Source organism: Actinomyces radicidentis (assembly GCF_001553565.1).
Classification (GTDB): domain Bacteria; phylum Actinomycetota; class Actinomycetes; order Actinomycetales; family Actinomycetaceae; genus Actinomyces; species Actinomyces radicidentis.
In genome coordinates, this window is record NZ_CP014228.1 from 2,592,222 (window position 1) to 2,609,012 (window position 16,791).

The 16,791-nt window shown below is 72.0% G+C and carries 11 protein-coding genes and 4 tRNA genes; 6 read left to right on the forward strand and 9 right to left on the reverse strand.

Translation table 11 applies throughout. The features are described from left to right. The first annotated feature begins 15 nt into the window (after nucleotides 1-15). On the forward strand, nucleotides 16-1,275 hold the full coding sequence (gene purT, locus AXF14_RS10995) for a formate-dependent phosphoribosylglycinamide formyltransferase (protein WP_067943197.1): 1,260 nt from the start codon (nucleotides 16-18) through the stop codon (nucleotides 1,273-1,275). A gap of 78 nt (nucleotides 1,276-1,353) precedes the next feature. Here purT and AXF14_RS11000 read toward each other — a convergent pair whose 3' ends face one another. From AXF14_RS11000 to uvrC, 3 genes are all read right to left on the reverse strand, one after another. Beyond that, nucleotides 1,354-2,787 (reverse strand): glycoside hydrolase family 1 protein, encoded by a 1,434-nt coding sequence (locus AXF14_RS11000; protein WP_067943201.1) that lies wholly within the window; start codon nucleotides 2,785-2,787, stop codon nucleotides 1,354-1,356. A gap of 310 nt (nucleotides 2,788-3,097) precedes the next feature. Continuing rightward, a complete protein-coding gene (locus AXF14_RS11005) occupies nucleotides 3,098-3,310 on the reverse strand; it encodes a TOBE domain-containing protein (protein ID WP_067943203.1) in 213 nt (70 codons plus the stop codon). Between the two features lie 5 nt (nucleotides 3,311-3,315). Further along, nucleotides 3,316-5,559, reverse strand: a complete 2,244-nt coding sequence (gene uvrC, locus AXF14_RS11010) for an excinuclease ABC subunit UvrC (RefSeq protein ID WP_067943205.1) — start codon at nucleotides 5,557-5,559, stop codon at nucleotides 3,316-3,318. A 65-nt stretch (nucleotides 5,560-5,624) separates the two neighbouring features. Here uvrC and AXF14_RS11015 point away from each other — a divergent pair, with 65 nt between their 5' ends. Further along, on the forward strand, nucleotides 5,625-6,335 hold the full coding sequence (locus AXF14_RS11015) for an HAD hydrolase family protein (RefSeq protein WP_067943208.1): 711 nt from the start codon (nucleotides 5,625-5,627) through the stop codon (nucleotides 6,333-6,335). Nucleotides 6,336-6,392: 57 nt separating this feature from the next. On the opposite strand, the gene AXF14_RS11020 is transcribed toward AXF14_RS11015, so the two are convergent. Then, complete coding sequence (locus AXF14_RS11020; protein ID WP_067943210.1) at nucleotides 6,393-7,022, reverse strand: ArsR/SmtB family transcription factor; 630 nt, start codon at nucleotides 7,020-7,022, stop codon at nucleotides 6,393-6,395. Nucleotides 7,023-7,114: 92 nt separating this feature from the next. Between AXF14_RS11020 and AXF14_RS11025 the strand changes: the two genes are divergently transcribed. After that, entirely contained in the window at nucleotides 7,115-8,470 is a 1,356-nt protein-coding gene (locus AXF14_RS11025; protein WP_169798266.1) for an MFS transporter, read from the forward strand. A 121-nt stretch (nucleotides 8,471-8,591) separates the two neighbouring features. Next, nucleotides 8,592-8,780 carry a hypothetical protein gene (locus AXF14_RS11030; RefSeq protein WP_067943213.1) on the forward strand — a complete coding sequence of 63 codons (189 nt, stop codon included), beginning with the start codon at nucleotides 8,592-8,594 and terminating at the stop codon, nucleotides 8,778-8,780. A 71-nt stretch (nucleotides 8,781-8,851) separates the two neighbouring features. Here the strand turns inward: AXF14_RS11030 and AXF14_RS11035 are convergent. The 3 genes from AXF14_RS11035 to AXF14_RS11045 all read right to left on the reverse strand — a co-directional run bounded on the left by AXF14_RS11035 (nucleotide 8,852) and on the right by AXF14_RS11045 (nucleotide 9,111). Next, nucleotides 8,852-8,926: transfer RNA gene (locus AXF14_RS11035), tRNA-Val, on the reverse strand. A 1-nt stretch (nucleotide 8,927) separates the two neighbouring features. Then, nucleotides 8,928-8,998 (reverse strand) — tRNA-Cys (locus AXF14_RS11040). A 40-nt stretch (nucleotides 8,999-9,038) separates the two neighbouring features. Beyond that, a tRNA-Gly gene (locus AXF14_RS11045) sits at nucleotides 9,039-9,111 on the reverse strand. 151 nt (nucleotides 9,112-9,262) lie between these two features. Between AXF14_RS11045 and AXF14_RS11050 the strand changes: the two genes are divergently transcribed. Further along, a tRNA-Val gene (locus AXF14_RS11050) sits at nucleotides 9,263-9,335 on the forward strand. Between the two features lie 77 nt (nucleotides 9,336-9,412). On the opposite strand, the gene AXF14_RS11055 is transcribed toward AXF14_RS11050, so the two are convergent. Next, a complete protein-coding gene (locus AXF14_RS11055) occupies nucleotides 9,413-10,789 on the reverse strand; it encodes a UTP--glucose-1-phosphate uridylyltransferase (protein WP_067944372.1) in 1,377 nt (458 codons plus the stop codon). Nucleotides 10,790-10,977: 188 nt separating this feature from the next. On the opposite strand from AXF14_RS11055, the gene AXF14_RS11060 reads away from it, so the two are divergent. Continuing rightward, nucleotides 10,978-13,701, forward strand: coding sequence for a DUF2339 domain-containing protein (locus tag AXF14_RS11060; protein WP_067943215.1), 2,724 nt, complete (start codon nucleotides 10,978-10,980; stop codon nucleotides 13,699-13,701). 127 nt (nucleotides 13,702-13,828) lie between these two features. Here the strand turns inward: AXF14_RS11060 and uvrA are convergent, their stop codons facing one another. Next, nucleotides 13,829-16,687 carry an excinuclease ABC subunit UvrA gene (gene uvrA, locus AXF14_RS11065; protein WP_067943218.1) on the reverse strand — a complete coding sequence of 953 codons (2,859 nt, stop codon included), beginning with the start codon at nucleotides 16,685-16,687 and terminating at the stop codon, nucleotides 13,829-13,831. Between the last annotated feature and the right edge of the window lie 104 nt (nucleotides 16,688-16,791).

A 16,791-nucleotide genomic window follows, 5' to 3' on the forward strand; every position in this document is an offset into this window, starting at 1 on the left:
CGCTAGCCTGGGGCCGTGAGCACCGCGACGCCCTCCGTCCCTGTTCCCTCCTCCCCCGTGCCGGCCGTCTCCCCTGGCACCCCCTGGACCTCCTCCGCGACCCGGGTCGCCCTCCTGGGCTCCGGCGAGATCGGCAAGGAGGTGGCGATCGCCCTCATGCGCCTGGGCGTCGAGGTGACCGCGATCGACCGCTACGACGGGGCCCCCGCCCAGCAGGTCGCACACAACGCCCTCACCGTCGACATGTCCGACACCGTCGCCCTCACCGCGGCGATCCGCTCCACCGGCGCGAGCGTCGTCGTGCCCGAGATCGAGGCCCTGGCCACCGACGCCCTCGTCGCCCTCGAGGAGGCCGGCGAGGTCCGCTGCGTGCCCACCGCCCGGGCCGCCCGCCTCACGATGGACCGCGAGGGGATTCGTCGCCTCGCCGCGGAGGAGGTGGGCGTGCCGACGAGCCCCTACGTCTTCGCCTCGAGCCTGGAGGAGCTGTGCGCCGGCGTCGAGCAGGTGGGCGTCCCCTGCGTGGTCAAGCCGGTCATGTCCTCCTCCGGCCACGGCCAGTCCGTCGTGCGCAGCCCCGACGACGTCGAGCGCGCCTGGACCTGCGCCGCCGAGGACGGCCGCGTCGACCGGGGACGCGTCATCGTCGAGGGCTTCGTCGACTTCGACACCGAGATCACGCTCCTCACGGTCCGCTCCCGCGACCCCGAGACCGGGGAGACGGTGACGAGCTTCTGCGAGCCGATCGGGCACCAGCAGGTCGACGGCGACTACGTCGAGTCCTGGCAGCCCCAGGCGCTCCCGCCGGCCGCCCTCGAGCGGGCGCGCGAGGTCGCCGGCGCCGTGACGGAGGCCCTCGGCGGCTGGGGGATCTTCGGCGTCGAGCTCTTCATCGTCGGCGAGGACGTTCTCTTCTCCGAGGTCTCCCCCAGACCCCACGACACCGGACTCGTCACGCTCGCGAGCCAGCAGCTCTCCGAGTTCGAGCTCCACGCCCGCGCGCTCCTGGGCCTGCCGGTGGACACGGCGCTGCGCAGCCCCGGTGCTTCCGCCGTCATCAAGTCCGTGGTCGAGTCCGCGCCGGGCGAGGGCGTCGTCTACGAGGGCGTCGCCGAGGCGCTGGCGGTGCCCTCCTCGGACCTGCGCATCTTCGGCAAGCCCGTCGCCCACGTGGGCCGGCGCATGGGCGTGGCCGTCGCGACCGCCGACGACGTCGAGACCGCCCGTGAGCGTGCCCGGACCGCGGCGGGTGCCGTCCGGGTCGTCAGGGCCTGAGCGCAGCCGGATTCAGATCGGGCCGGGACCGCGAGAGGCGGTCCCGGCCCGACCAGCCTCCGGCGTCCCGCGCGCCGATCAACGGCTCAGCGTCGCTCCGCGCGAGGCGATGACGTCCCGGTACCAGCCGAAGGACTTCTTGCGGTACCGGGCCAGGGTGCCGGAGCCGTCGTCGTTCCTGTCGACGTAGACGAGCCCGTAGCGCTTCGACATCTGCGAGGTCGACATGGAGACCTCGTCGAGGCAGCCCCAGGCGGTGTAGCCGAGGACCTCGACGCCGTCCTCGATCGCCTCGGCGACCTGGACGAGGTGGTCGTTCATGTAGCCGATGCGGTAGTCGTCCTCGACCGTCGGCTCGCCGTCCGTTCCGGTGACGAGGACGTCCCGGGCGCCCAGACCGTTCTCGACGACGAAGAGCGGCTTGCCCCAGCGCTCCCAGTACTGGTCGAGGACGAGTCGCAGGCCCACGGGGTCGATCTGCCAGCCCCACTCGGAGGCCTCGAGCGTCGGGTTCGGGACGCCGCCGATGAGATTGCCCTCCCCCGCTGCCACGTCCTGCGTCACGGTGGCGCAGGCGGACATGTAGTAGCTGAAGGAGACGAAGTCGACGGTGTTCTCCGCGAGGAGACGGCGGTCCTCCTCGGTGACGTCGAGCGCGACGCCCTTCTCGCGCAGGGAGCGCAGGAAGTAGCCGGGGTAGGCGCCGCGCACGTGGACGTCGCCGAAGGCGAGGTTCTGCTGCTCGGCGGCGCGGGCGGCGAGGACGTCGCGCGGCTCCGGGGTGAGCGGGTAGAAGGGCACCGCGAGGATCATGCAGCCGACCCGGATTCCCGGGTCGATCTCGTGGGCGGCGCGGGTGGCGGCGGCGGAGGCGACGAGCTCGTGGTGCATCGCCTGGTAGAGGTCCTTCTCGGAGAGCTCGGCGAGGGGCGTGTTGACGCCGCCGGACATGAAGGGGAAGTGCAGGAGCGAGTTGATCTCGTTGAAGGTGAGCCAGTAGCGGACGCCATGCCCGTAGCGCTCGAGGACCGTGCGTGCGTAGCGCTCGTAGAAGCCGATGAGGCGGCGGTCGGTCCAGCCGTCGTAGGCCTCGGCGAGGTGCAGCGGGGTCTCGTAGTGGCTGAGCGTGACGACCGGTTCGATGCCGTGCTTCTCGAGCTCGTCGAGGACGCGGTCGTAGAAGGCGAGGCCCTCCTCGTTGGGCTCGGCCTCGTCCCCGTCGGGGAAGATCCGGGACCAGGCGATGGAGAGGCGGAAGGCCTTGAAGCCCATCTCCGCGAGCAGCGCGATGTCCTCGGCGTAGCGGTGGTAGAAGTCGATGCCCTCCAGCTTGAGGTTCTCGGGCGTGGGGCCGTCGACGCGGGGGCTGGTGCCGCCATCGGGCAGGACGTCCTGGACGGACAGGCCCTTGCCGCCCTCGGCGTAGGCGCCCTCGATCTGGTTGGCGGCGGTGGCGCCGCCCCAGAGGAAGCCCTCGGGGAAGCGCGGACCGGTGGGCGGTGTCGTGGTCATGAGGTCCTCTCCTCGTCGCCGGGGGCGTCGTGCGTGGCGGGTTCGGGGTGGTCGACGGCGATGACGGCCTCGCCGGCAGCCAGCGTCCCGGGATCGCGGATGACGGAGACGCCGTCGACGTGCTCCCGGCTGATGACGAGGATGGCGGTGGCGGTCGAGAGCCCGGCGGGTGGCGCAGTGCTCGAGGGAGCGGACGTTGTCGGCTCCCCCCCCGACCGCGCGCAGGAGGGCGTCGGCGGTCGCGTCCGCGCGCGGCTGCTCGCCGCGGCCGCTCAGCCCTGCCAACGCCCTCCTCCGTTCCGCCGCGGGGTCAGTCCTCGACGCCGACCATGACGGCGGAGGCCTTGATGACCGCGGAGGCCTTGGCGCCCTCGACGAGGCCGAGCTCCTCGATCGAGGCGTTCGTGATGGAGGAGGTGATGACGACGCCCGGGGCGACCTCGATCTTGACGACACCGTTGACGGCGCCCTTCTCGACGGCGACGACGGTGCCGGGGAGCTGGTTGCGTGCGGAGAGCCTCATGCTTCTTATCGATTCTCGTCGGCGCGCTCGGCGCCGGCCGACGTCGTGGGGTTGAGGTGCTCGTGGATGGTACCGGCCAGCGCGGGACCGATGCCCTTGACGGCGGCGATGTCCTCGACGCTCGCCGCGCGGATCCGCTTGACGGAGCCGAGCTCCTTGAGGAGCGCGGCCTGCCGGGCGGGCCCGAGGCCCGGGATCTCGTCGAGGACGGAGCGGGTCATGCCCTGCGAGCGCTTCTTGCGGTGGTGCGTGATGGCGAAGCGGTGGGACTCGTCACGCAGGTGCTGGAGGAGGTAGAGCGCCGGCGAGGTGCGCGGCAGGACGACGGGGAACTCGTCCCCCGGGACCCAGACCTCCTCGAGGCGCTTGGCCAGGCCCACGAGGGGCACGTCGACGCCGAGCTCGTCGAGGACGGCGCGGGCGGCGTTGACCTGGGGCAGGCCGCCGTCGACGACGACGAGGCTCGGCGCGTAGGAGAAGCGCTTGGCGCGACCGGTGGTCGGGTCGACCGGGCCGGAGACGATGGGGACGCCGTCGTCGTCGACCGGGCCGGAGGCGGGCACTCCCCCGGCGAGGATCGCCTCGGCGGCCTCGCGCCCCGCCTCGCCGGCCTCGGCGCCCTGCTCGGCGAGGAGGCGCTTGAAGCGGCGGGTGAGGACCTCGTGCATCGCGGCGGTGTCGTCGGTGGCGCCCTCGCCGTTCTCGCCGCGGACGATGAAGTGGCGGTAGTCGGACTTCTTCGGGGTGCCGTCCTCGAAGACGACCATGGATCCGACCTGGTAGGTGCCCTGGGTGTGGGAGATGTCGTAGCACTCGACGCGCAGGGGCGCCTCGGGCAGGTCCAGGGCCTCGGCGAGCTCGTCGAGGGCCTGGGAGCGCTGGGTGAGGTCGCCGGCGCGGCGCGTCTTGTGGAGGCGCAGGGCCTCCTCGGCGTTCTTGCGGACGGTGGCCATGAGAGCGGCCTTGTCCCCGCGCAGGGGTACGCGGAGGTCGACCTTGGCGCCGCGCAGGCCGGTGAGCCAGGCGGCGACGGCAGGGGCGTCGTCGGGCATGACGGGCACCAGGATCTCTCGTGGGACCGCCGTGGTGGCGGTGTGGGCGACGTCGTCGACGCTCGTGGCGCCGCTGGAGTGGTCGGCGCGGTGACGCCCGTCCGCCCCGGCCTGGCCGGAGGTGCGGGCGAGCGGGGCCGAGGGGGCACGGCCACCGACCCCGAGGGAGGTCGTGGGGCCGGAGCGTTCGGGGGCGCCGACGGCGGCGGGGGCCTGGCCGGCGCCGGTGTCGCGGGCGGACTCCTCGCCGGACGGGTCGAGGAGGTCGGCGTAGACCTGCTGGAGGAGGCGCTCGACGAGGTCGGCGTCCGTCGTGTCCTCGGGGGTGTCGACGACCCAGCCGCGCTGGCCCCGCACGCGCCCGCCGCGGACGTGGAAGACCTGGACGGCGGCGGTGAGCTCGTCGCGGGCGAGGGCGAAGACGTCCGCGTCGGTGGCGTCGTCGAGCACGACGGCGTTCTGCTCGATGACCTTCTTGAGGGCCGCTGCGTCGTCGCGCAGGCGGGCCGCCTTCTCGAAGTCGAGGGCACCGGCGGCAGCCTTCATCTCGGACTCGACCTCGCGCAGGTAGGGACCGGTGCGGCCGGCCATGAAGGCGCAGAGGTCTTCGGCGAGGACGCGGTGGTCCTGGGGGCTGATGCGGCCGACGCAGGGGGCGGAGCACTTGTCGATGTAGCCGAGGAGGCAGGGGCGTCCCGAGGCGTGGGCTCGCTTGAAGACGCCGGAGGAGCAGGAGCGCACGGGGAAGACGCGCAGGAGCTGGTCGAGGGTCTCGCGGATGGACCAGACCTGGACGAAGGGGCCGAAGTAACGCACGCCGGGCTTGCGGGCGCCGCGGACCACCTGGGCGCGCGGGTAGGTCTCGTTCATGGTGACCGCCAGGTACGGATAGGACTTGTCGTCCTTGTACATGACGTTGAAGCGCGGGTTGAACTCCTTGATCCAGGAGTACTCCAGCGCGAGGGACTCGACCTCGGTGGCGACGACGGTCCACTCGACCGCGCAGGCCGTGGTCACCATCCTCTGGGTGCGCGGGTGGAGAGCCGCGAGGTCCTGGAAGTAGTTGGACAGCCGCTGGCGCAGGTTCTTGGCCTTGCCGACGTAGATGACGCGGCCCTCGCCATCGATGAAGCGGTAGACACCGGGCGAGGTGGGGATCTCCCCGGGCGCGGGGCGGTACGTCGAGGGATCGGCCATGGGGCGAGAGTAGGGCGAGGCCCGGGCGGCGGGCACATCCGGTCGCCGATGGCGGACGGGAGGACGTGCGCTTCGTCGTCGCCTCGGGCAACCAGGAGGCTCAGCTCCTCAGCTTCTTCGAGAACGAGGAGGACGGGGTGGCGTTGGCGCCCGACGCGGTGCAGTCCGAGAACGGATCGATCGTGGGGGTGGGCGACGAGCGTCTCCTCGAGTCCTCGGTGGACGGGTCGACGCTCGCGCACCTCATCGGGGTCCTCGAGGACGCCGACGCGCGCGGCGGCGCATCCTGGGTCGCCTCCGGACCGGACGGCGCCTTCATCCGGTCCTGCGAGCCGGCGGAGATGCGCGACTACCTCGCCTTCTACTTCCCGCAGTACGAGGCCGTCGGCTCGGCCTCGGACCTGGCCGGGCGGCGCGTTGACAAGGTCTCCATAGTCCAGCGCGAGGGTATCGACCCGGCGCTCGTCGAGGAGCTCGTCACCGCGCCGGGCGGTGCGATGGTGCCGGTGACCTCGGGGCACGACTCGGTGGACGTCATCATGCCCGGGCGGCACAAGGCCTTCGGTCTCGACGTGCTCCTCGAGCACAGGGGGCTGGGCCGCGAGCAGGCCGCGGTCTTCGGGGACTCGGCCAACGACGTCGAGATGCTGCGTGCCGCGGGCACGGGCGTGGCCATGGCGAACGCCTCCCAGCCCGCGCTCGAGGCGGCGGACCTGCTGGCGCCGTCGAACGCCGAGGACGGCGTGCTCGCCGTCCTCGAGCACTGGCTCGGCTGAGCGCGGCGCCCGGACACCGGAGCACGAGGCTCCAGCGGTCTCAGCGCCGACGGAGGCTCAGTAGCCCTCCTCGTCCTCGAGGCGCTCCGCGTCCATGCCGGGCACCTCCTCGACGGGGCGCTCGATGCGCTCGCCGTTCCGGGTGCTCGGGACGAGGTCGGTGAGGAACATGAACCGGGTGAAGGGCGTGCCGTCCTCGGCGGTCTCCAGCGCCTCGAAGGACGCCTCCCGCATCTCCTTCGCAAGGGCGGAGAACCGTTCCACGAACTTTCCCGCCACGTCTCGCGGGAGCCAGAGCAGGCCGTCGATGTGCATCTGAGGGGACAGCTCGGCGTGCTGGGCCGCGAAGACAGTCTCCGCGTGCTGGGCATAGCTCGTGCGCGTGACTGCGGCCGCCGCCGCGGCGAGGGAACCCGTCTCGCTCTCCGTCCGGATCCCGCGCTGAGGCGCCGCGTACCAGTGATCACGCGCCGTCGAGCCCTCCGGCCCGTCGACGTCGACGACGTATCCGGCGTCGCGGAGCTTGCGGACGTGATAGCTGATCGAGTTGGCCGGCTGCTCGAGGATCTCGGCGAGGTCCGCCGCACGGAGCGGGCGGTTCGCGTCCCACATCTCGTCGAGGATCTGGAGCCGGAGGGGGTGCGCCACCGCGCGCATGACGGCGGGGTCGGAGACGTGGCGTGCCATGCCGTGAGTGTAGGGACCATTGACACGGCCCGCCAAGACACGCTGCGCGACTGCTGTTGCGCAATGCCTGTAGCGGGTGCACGATGCTGCCCATGGATGACACCGCCCCGGCACCTGCCGTCGACCCTCCCGCGACACCACCCAGCCTGTGGCGGTCGAGGACCTACCGGACCTGGCTCGTGGCGACGACGGCGGACCGCTACGGCGGTGCGGTCCAGGCACTCGGGCTCACCCTGCTGACCTACTCCCTCACCGGATCGACGACGCTGGCGGGCACGCTCGGGACCATCAAGATGGTCATCGCCTACGGCTTCGCCCTTTTCGGTGGTCTCATCACGGACCGTGCCGACCGGCGCACGCTCATGGTCCTGCGGGCGGTCCTCAACGGAACCGTCTGGGCCGCTTTCGCCGTCCTCGTCGCGATCGACCGCATGACGTTCCCGCTCCTCGTCGTCTTCACCGTCGTCGGCACGACGCTCGGTGCGCTCATCGGCGGCGCCGGCGAGGCGGCTCTCCGGTCGCTCGTCACCGTCCAGCAGTACCCGCGCGCCTCCGCCGTCAACCAGGCGCGGGACGCCTCCGCGGACGTCCTCGGAGGGCCGCTGTCCGGCGCGCTCTTCGCGGCCGGCCACGCCCTCCCCTGGGTCGTGGGCTCGTTCGGTTACCTCGTCCTCGGCCTCGCCGCGTGGCGACTGCCGCCCCTGAAGCCCGCAGCTCCGCCCGAGGACGGCGTGGGCGCCCACGGTGGTTCGGAGCGGCCGCAGGTTTCGGGGATCCGGTGGCGAGGCCTCCGCGTCCTTCCGGTGCTCCGCGACGCCACCGAGGGATTCCGGTGGGTCCTCGACCGTCCACGCATGACGGCGCTCGTCGTCATCTCGCTCATCAACAACGTCGGCACCTTCCTCGTCTTCACCACCTTCGAGCTCGGCCTCCTTGCCGAAGGTGCCTCGTCCGCGCAGGTCGGTCTCCTCTCGACGGCAGAGGCCATCGGCATCCTCATCGGCTCCCCCGTCGCAGGACGGCTCACGGACCGGGTCGCGACCGGCCGACTCGTCGTGCTCAGCCAGGCGTGGATCGTGGCCTCGTACTCCGTCGCGCTCGTCAACCAGTCCTTCGCGGTCGTCCTCGCGGCATGCTTCCTTGAGACCCTCATCCTGCCGACCAACGGTGCGGCGACGAGCGGCTTCATCTTCGCCATGGTCCCGCCTGACCTCCAGGGGCGAGTCGACTCGGCCCAGGTGCTGCTCGTCGGGGTCCCCGTCGCCTTCACATCGGTCGCCGCCGGAGCGCTGGTCGCAGGTCCAGGCATCGCAGTGGGGATCGCCGTCGGCGTCGGGCTGTGCGCACTCTCCCTCGCCGTCGCCCTGTTCTCCCGAACCGTGCGCAGGATCCCGGTTCCGGCGCAGTGGACGTCGCTCGTCGAGGACCGGGTGGAGCACCATGAGTAGCAGCTCGCGCCCCCAAGTGCCCGAGACCTCGCCCTGCTCCCGGCGGCCGTCGTCGTCGACCGGTTCCCCCGCAAGGACCTCCTCGTCCGGTGCTCGACATCCCGCGGACGTCATCGAACGGGTGAGCTCGGCACTCCAGCTCATCAATATCGGGCCCGCCGCCCTCGCCCCTCTGCTCGCCACGACAGGGCTCGAGCGCCTCGGCGCGACGGGAGCGCTCGCCGTCACCGCGGCGACCGCCGCCGCTGGCGTCGTCGTGCTGGGGACCGCCCCACGGCTTCGCCGGCTCGGGATGCCGACGGAGTGGTGACCATCGGTGGTGGAGCACCGTGGCCCGAGCACGACGAAGGGCACGGCTCCACGGAGCCGCGCCCTTCGTTTTGGTGGGCGATACTGGGATCGAACCAGTGACCTCTTCCGTGTCAGGGAAGCGCGCTCCCGCTGCGCCAATCGCCCGAGGTGGGTACCGGATTCGAACCGGTGTAAACGGCTTTGCAGGCCGGTGCCTAACCTCTCGGCCAACCCACCAGTGAGACGACCGGGAAGCTGGGAGGCCCCGGCCCCTCGGAGCGGATGACGGGACTCGAACCCGCGACCCTCACCTTGGCAAGGTGATGCTCTACCAACTGAGCCACATCCGCATGCGTTCCAAGTGATTCATCCGAACCGCTCGGTGCTGGGAAACAATAACACCCGTGTCACCCGGCGCCGCAAATCAGCCTCCGGTGATCCACCTCACCGGGTCCTCATTTGCCGGATGCCGAGGGCCCTGGATAGCCTGTCCCCCGCACCGGGCGATTGGCTCAGGGGTTAGAGCGCCTCGTTCACACCGAGGAGGTCACTGGTTCGATTCCAGTATCGCCCACCTGGTGAGAAGGCCGGGACCACGTGGTCCCGGCCCTTTCTCGTGCCCGTGAGCCGGCACGGCCCGACGAGTCCGGCTCAGAGCCGTGTGCCGTCCGGGATCTCGCCCGGGGCGCCCTCGGTGGTCACGTGCGCGTCACCGGTGGCGACGACGTCGGCGCCGAAGGTCCAGTCGCCCTCGACGGTGAGGCTCGTGGCGTCCTTGACGGACGGCGCGCCCTTCGGGAAGCGGGCCTCGAAGTCCTTGATCTTCTTGTAGGCGGACGGGTCGAGGCTCACCGTGCAGGCCTTCTCCGGGACCATCTGGAGCAGGCCGTCCTCGTCCACCTCGTAGGTGTCCGAACGGAGCAGCAGCAGGTCGTTCGTCGTCTTGACGGGGAGGAAGCGGCTGCGCGGCACCTCGACGGCCGTGGCGCCCTCGAAGGCCTCGACGGCGGCGCCCATCGCCGTCTCGAGCTGGAGGACCGGCGTCGAGGAGGAGTCCGCCGGGTCGACCGTCTTGGCGTTCTTGATGAGCGGCAGGCCGAGGATGCCCTTGCGCTCGATGAGCGTGTCGCGCAGGACGACCAGGTCGAACCAGAGGTTGTTCGTGTGGAAGAACGGGTGGCGGAACTGGTCGGTGAAGTAGTGCATCTCGTCGGCCGGGGTCTGCGCCGTGTCGCGCAGGATGATGCGGCTGTCGGACTTGCGCACCGCGAGGTGGCCGCCCTTGACGTCCGCCGGGGTGCGGCGGCACATCTCCGGGGCGTACGGGGCTCCGGACGCCGCGAACCAGCCGGCCAGACGCGCCGAGGGGGCGGCCCCCAGGTTGTCCGAGTTCGAGGTCATCGCGTAGCGGAAGCCGCGCTCGATGAGGGCGTCGAGGACGCCGGAGGCGACGAGCGCCGTGTAGATGTCGCCGTGGCCCGGCGGGCACCACTCGAGCGACGGGTCCGCCTCCCATGTCACGGGGGTGAGGTCGTCGGCGCGGAGCTTGGGCTCGCGGTTCTGGAGGAAGTCGAGCGGGAGGCCGTCCACCGCGATACCCGGGTGCCCGGCGAGGGCCGCGAGGGTGTCCTCGCGGGTGCGGAAGGAGTTCATGAAGATGAGTGGGAGCTCGACGCCGTAGCGCTTGCGGGCTGCCATCACCTGGTCGACGAGGAGGTCGAGGAAGGACTTGCCGTCGCGGACCGGCAGGAGGGACTTGGCCCTGTCCATGCCCATCGAGGTGCCCAGTCCCCCGTTCAGCTTGATGAGGACGGTCTTGGACAGGGCCTCGCGGGCCTGCTCGTCGCTGATCTCGACGTCGTCGATGGAGTCGACCTCGGTGAGGGGCTCGATCGTGTCCTCGGGGATGAGGCCGGTCGCGCCGTCCTCGAGGGCCTTGTAGTAGTGGCTGAAGACGTCGATGGCCTGCTCGGCGACGCCGGCGTCGCGCATTTTGCTCTGGGCGGCAGTGAGTCCGTTCTCGCTCATGGCCACAGGGTACGTGCTCCGGCTGTTCGCCCGCTGAGACCCGACGACGTCGGCGGCCCCCCCTGAGCCGGGCTCCCCAGGGGCCGTGACCGGACTGTTGTCCACACGGGGCGTTCTCCCCCTGTCCGGCGGCGACGGCTCCCCGTAGCCTCCCGGCAAGGACGCACCCCACGCCCAAGGAGCCCACGATGACCCCGAGTCCCGCCTCCCCCGCGACCGGAGACCTCGACGAGATCCTGAGCCGCCTCTCGGTCATGGAGCAGAAGATCGACTGGATCGCCCACCGAGTCGCGCGCCCGGCCGCCGCCGACGCCGAGCACGAGGTCTCATGGCGTCCCCTCGCCACCGCCGTGGACCGTCCCGGTGAGGAGCCCACGCCGGCTGTTGGGCCGACGGGCCGTCGGGTCGCGCCCTCCCCGCGGCCCGCGGCGGCCTCCCAGCGCGCGCCGCAGTCGCTGGCCGCCCCGGCCCCGTACACCGGCGCGGAGGTCGCCCCGGCCCCGTACACCGGCGCGGAGGTCGCCCCGGACACCCGGAGCACCGTCCGGCAGGCCTACGCCGCCGCGCTCGCGCCGGGCGCGCAGACACCCCGTCCCGCAGCTCCCGCTGCAGTCCGCCTTGCCCCGGCCACTGCAGGCGCCGGCGCCCCCGTCGCGCGGCCCACCGCGTCGGGCCCGGAGTGGTGGGAGCGTGCCCGCCGCGAGGGGAACGTCGGCCGCTACCTCCTCTCGGGCGCCGCGGCGCTCCTCGTCCTCCTCGCCGCCGTCACCCTCCTGGCCCTCGTGTGGTCCTCGATTCCCGACGTCGTCAAGGTCGGCTCCCTCGAGCTCGTCGCCATCGGCCTGGTCGTCGGCGGCACGGTGCTCTCCTCGCGCCGTCCCGGCCAGCGCGTCGCCGCCGCCACGCTCACCGGCACCGGCGGGGCTCTCGGCTACGTCGCCGTCATCGGCGCCGTCCTCCTCCCTCTCGGCGTGCCCGTGCTCGCGGCCTTCGCGCTCCTGGCGGTGTGGGGCGCGATCCTCCTGGTCATCGCCCAGCGCTCCGAGCAGGCCCTCACCGCCGCGATCTCGAGCGTCGGCGCGATGGTCACCACCGGCTTCGCCTCCTGGTTCGTCGACGCGCGCGGCGGCGACGCCGTCGGCACCTGGGCGGCGGTCGTCGTCTACCTCGTCGTGCTCGCGGTCCTCGGCAGCGTGCTCACCCGCCGCTCGGGCCCCCGCCCCTCCGAGGGCGCACCGGCCCTCGCGGCGATGGCGGCCACCTGCTTCACCGCCCTCGTCGTGCCGGGCCACGTCCTGCGCACCGAGCCCGGGTGGCTCGGCCTCCTCCTCGCGCTCCTGCCCGTGGTGCTCGTGCACGCCCAGGTCCTCGAGGCTGCCCCCTCCCTGCGCGCCAGGGGCATCGCCTTCGCCGGGGTCCTCGACCTCGCGGTCAGCGGCTGCGCCCTCCTCATGGTCGCCGTGCGCGCCATCGGCGGCGGGCACGACCCCATGACCGTGCTCGGTGCCGGGCTCGCCCTGCTGCTGGCGGTCGGTGCGGCGCTGCTCCTCCCCCGCGGCACGGCGGGGCTGCGTCGCAGCGCGGGCCTGACCGCCCTCGTCGTCACCGGCCTCGTGGGGCTGTGCGCGACCGCGCTCGAGCCGAGACTCGTCCTCCTCGCGCTCGCCGCCTTGGTCCCGACGACGCTCGTGCTCGCCCGACTCGGTTCAGCGGTCAGCGTCGTCGTCGGCCCCGTGTGGGGCGCCGGTCTGCTCCTCACGCCGCACACGAGCACGACCGGCGACGTCCTCGTCCTCGTGAGCGCGCTGCTGAGCCTCGTCCTGGCGGTCGTCGCAGAGCACGAGCTCGCACCGCTCCCCGACGGGCCCGCCCGCGCACGTCCCGACGGGCAGCCGGCGACGACCGGTGCCGGGAACGCTCCCGCCACGGGGACGGCGTCTCCCGCGGCACTCCGCGCCGGGACGCTCACCGCGGCCGCCTGGCTGGCTGCTGTCACGATCGTCCTCACCGTGCCCGTCAGCCTCACCGTCATGCTCGACCGCGCCGGCGTCCTGGGAGAGGACGACGCCGCCCCGCTGGCGGTCCTGCTCATCAGCCTCGCCACCGCCGGCGTCCTCGCCCTCGGCCTCCTCTCAGGCGGGGCGAGCCCCATGGGCCTCCTCACCGGTGTCCTCGCCGGCACCCGCCCCGGCGTCCGCGTCGTCGACGGTCGTGCCCTCGCGGCTCCCCAGGTCCCTGCGACCGGCGTCGTCGGAGCCCTCGCGCTCGGCGCGCTGGCCCTCACCGACCTCGCCGTCGCGGACGCGGGGGACGACCTCGTCTGGTCGGCGCTCCTCGTCGTCGTCGCCGCCGGGCTCACCGCGATGGCGGCCCGCTTCCTCATCCCGTGGGCCGACGAGGGCGCCGTCACGCTGGCGCTGGCCGGGCTCGCCTCCGTCGTCCTGTGGTGGTCCGTCTGCCTGCTCACCGGGCAGAGCCTCACGAGCGTGCTGCTCACCATCGTCATCCTGCTCACCGGCGCCGTCTGCGTCGTGGGCGGCTTCCGGGTCCGCGCGACGCTGCTGCGCCACTACGGCCTCGTCCTCGTCCTGCTCGCCGTCCTCAAGCTGGCCCTCCTCGACGTCGGAGCGCAGTCCTCCATGAGCCGTGTCGTCGCGCTCCTCGTCGCCGGCCTCATCTGCTTCGGCCTGTCGCTGGCCTACAACAAGGCCGCCGGGGACCTCGTCGGACCTCAGCAGTCCCAGACCCCTCTGAGCGCCGGGCGGGCGAGCGCCGACGCCGCAGGAGCGCCCGGGCCCGTTGCCGCCCCCGGATACCCGCAGGCGCCCACCGCGCAGGCCCCGCCGGCCTGGCGGCTGCCGAGCACCGGCACCGGTCAGGGCGACGAGCGCTTCCAACCGCCGAACCGCTAACCGGTCCAACACCCGGACCACGGGCACCCGCCACCGCGTGCCCCTGGCCAGGAACGGCGAGCCGCCCGGTGGAGGGATGGGACTCCTCCCGCCACAGGGCGGTTCCCCGGCTGCGTGACTGGGCGCCTCAGCGGCCGGCGCGCTGCCTGGCCCGCTCGAGGACGGGCGCGAGAAACTGCCCGGTGTACGACTCGGGCACGGCCGCGACCTGCTCCGGCGTGCCGGTGGCGACGACGGTGCCGCCGCCCTTGCCGCCCTCGGGGCCCATGTCGATGACGTAGTCGGCGTTGGCGATGACGTCGAGGTTGTGCTCGATGACGACGACGGAGTTGCCCTTGTCGACGAGGCCCTGGAGGACGTCGAGGAGCTTGCGGATGTCCTCGAAGTGCAGGCCCGTCGTCGGCTCGTCCAGGACGTAGATCGTGCGCCCCGTGGAGCGGCGCTGGAGCTCGGTGGCGAGCTTGACGCGCTGCGCCTCACCTCCGGAGAGCGTCGTCGCGGACTGGCCGAGTCGGACGTAGCCGAGACCCACCTCGACGAGGGTGTTGAGGTGGCGGGCGATGATCGGCGTCGCCGCGAAGAAGTCGGCGGCCTCGTTGATCGTCATGTCGAGGACGTCGGCGACCGTCTTGTCCTTGTAGCGGATCTCGAGGGTCTCGCGGTTGTAGCGCGCCCCGTTGCAGACCTCGCAGGGGACGTAGACGTCCGGAAGGAAGTTCATCTCGATCTTGAGCGTGCCGTCGCCCTTGCAGGCCTCGCAGCGCCCACCCTTGACGTTGAAGGAGAAGCGCCCGGGGCCGTAGCCGCGGACCTTCGATTCCGGCACGGAGGCGAAGATCTTGCGGACGTGGTCCCACACGCCCGTGTAGGTCGCCGGGTTCGAGCGCGGGGTGCGTCCGATGGGCGACTGGTCGACGTGGACGACCTTGTCGAGGTTGTCCAGGCCCTTGACGGTCTTGTGGCGGCCGGGGACGCCGCGGGCGCGGTTGAGGCGGTTGGCGAGGACCTGGTAGAGGATCGAGTTGACGAGGGAGGACTTACCGGAGCCGGACACGCCGGTGACGGCGGTGAGAACGCCGAGGGGGAAGGTGACGGTGACGTCCTTGAGGTTGTTCTCGCGGGCACCGACGACGGTCACCTCGCGGCCCTTCTCGCGCTTGCGGCGCGTCGCGGGCACGGTGATCTCGCGCCGGCCGGCGAGGTAGTCGCCCGTGAAGGAGCCCGCGGCGTCGAGCAGGCCGGCGACGTCGCCCGCGTAGACGACCTCGCCGCCCTTCTCCCCCGCGCCGGGGCCGATGTCGACGACGTAGTCAGCGGAGCGGATCGTGTCCTCGTCGTGCTCGACGACGATGAGGGTGTTGCCGAGGTCGCGGAGCTTCTCGAGGGTCTCGATGAGGCGCGCGTTGTCCCGCTGGTGCAGGCCGATGCTCGGCTCGTCGAGGACGTAGAGGACGCCGACCAGGCCCGAGCCGATCTGGGTGGCGAGCCGGATGCGCTGGGCCTCGCCGCCGGAGAGGGTGGCGGCGCCGCGCGAGAGGCTGAGGTAGTCGAGGCCGACGTCGACGAGGAAGCCGAGGCGGGCGTTGATCTCGGTGAGGACGCTGGACGCGATCTTCTTGGCCTGGCCGGTGAGGTCGAGGTCGCGCAGGAAGTCGCGGGACTCGTTGATGGGCAGGTCGGAGAGCTGCGCGATGGACAGGTCGCCGACGCGCACGGCGAGCACCTCGGGCTTGAGACGCGTGCCCTCGCAGGCGGGACACGGGACCTCGCGCATGTAGCCCTCGTAGCGCTCGCGCGAGAGGTCCGACTCGGTCTCGTCGTGCTTGCGCATGACGTAGTCGAGGACGCCCTCGAAGCCGGTGGAGTAGACGCGCTCGCGTCCCCAGCGGTTGCGGTACTTGACCTTGACCTCGTAGTCCTTGCCGCGCAGGATCGCCTCCTTCGCGCGCTCGGGAAGGGCCCGCCACGGGGTGTTGACGTCGAAGGCGAGCTCCTCGCCCAGCGCCTTGAGAGTGCGCGTGAAGTGCTTCTGGTGACCGGTCCACGGGGCGATGGCGCCCTCGGCGAGGGTGAGCTCCTCGTCGGGGACGACGAGCTCGGGGTCGACCTCGAGCCGGGTGCCGATGCCGGTGCAGACGGGGCAGGCGCCGTAGGGCGCGTTGAAGGAGAAGGTGCGGGGCTCGATCTCGTCGAGCTGGAGAGGGTGCTCGTTGGGGCAGGCGCGCTTCTCGGAGTAGCGCTGCTCGCGCTCCGGGTCGTCGGCCTCGAGGTCGACCTTGTCGATGATGATGAGGCCGTCGGCGAGCCCGAGGGCGGTCTCGACCGAGTCGGTGAGGCGCTGGCGGATGTTCTCACGGACGACGAGGCGGTCGACGACGACCTCGATGTCGTGCTTGAGCTTCTTGTTGAGGGCGGGGACCTCGCCGAGCCGGTGGGTCTCGCCGTCGACGCGGACGCGGGAGAAGCCGCGGCCCTGGAGCTCCTCGAAGAGCTCGGTGTACTCGCCCTTGCGGCCGCGCACGACGGGAGCCAGGACCTGGAAGCGGGTGCCCTCCTCCATGGAGCGGACCTGGTCGACGATCTGCTGGGGCGTCTGGGAGGCGATGACGGCGTCGCACACGGGGCAGTGCTGGACGCCGGCGCGCGCGTAGAGGAGACGGAGGTAGTCGTAGACCTCGGTGACCGTGCCGACGGTGGAGCGCGGGTTGCGGGAGGTGGACTTCTGGTCGATGGAGACGGCCGGGGACAGGCCCTCGATGAAGTCGACGTCGGGCTTGTCCATCTGGCCGAGGAACTGCCGGGCGTAGGAGGACAAGGACTCGACGTAACGGCGCTGGCCCTCGGCGAAGATCGTGTCGAAGGCGAGGGAGGACTTGCCGGAGCCGGACAGACCGGTGAAGACGATCATCTCGTCGCGCGGGAGGTCGAGGCTGACGCCCTTGAGGTTGTGCTCGCGGGCGCCGCGGATGATGAGGGAGTCATTCACAACGCGTGAGTCTAGGTGGGCCCCTGGTCCCGGTCATACAGGTGTTCGACGATGGCGGGCGAGTGATTCGCCACGTGCGCGGGCCCGCGCCGATAGGCTGCCGT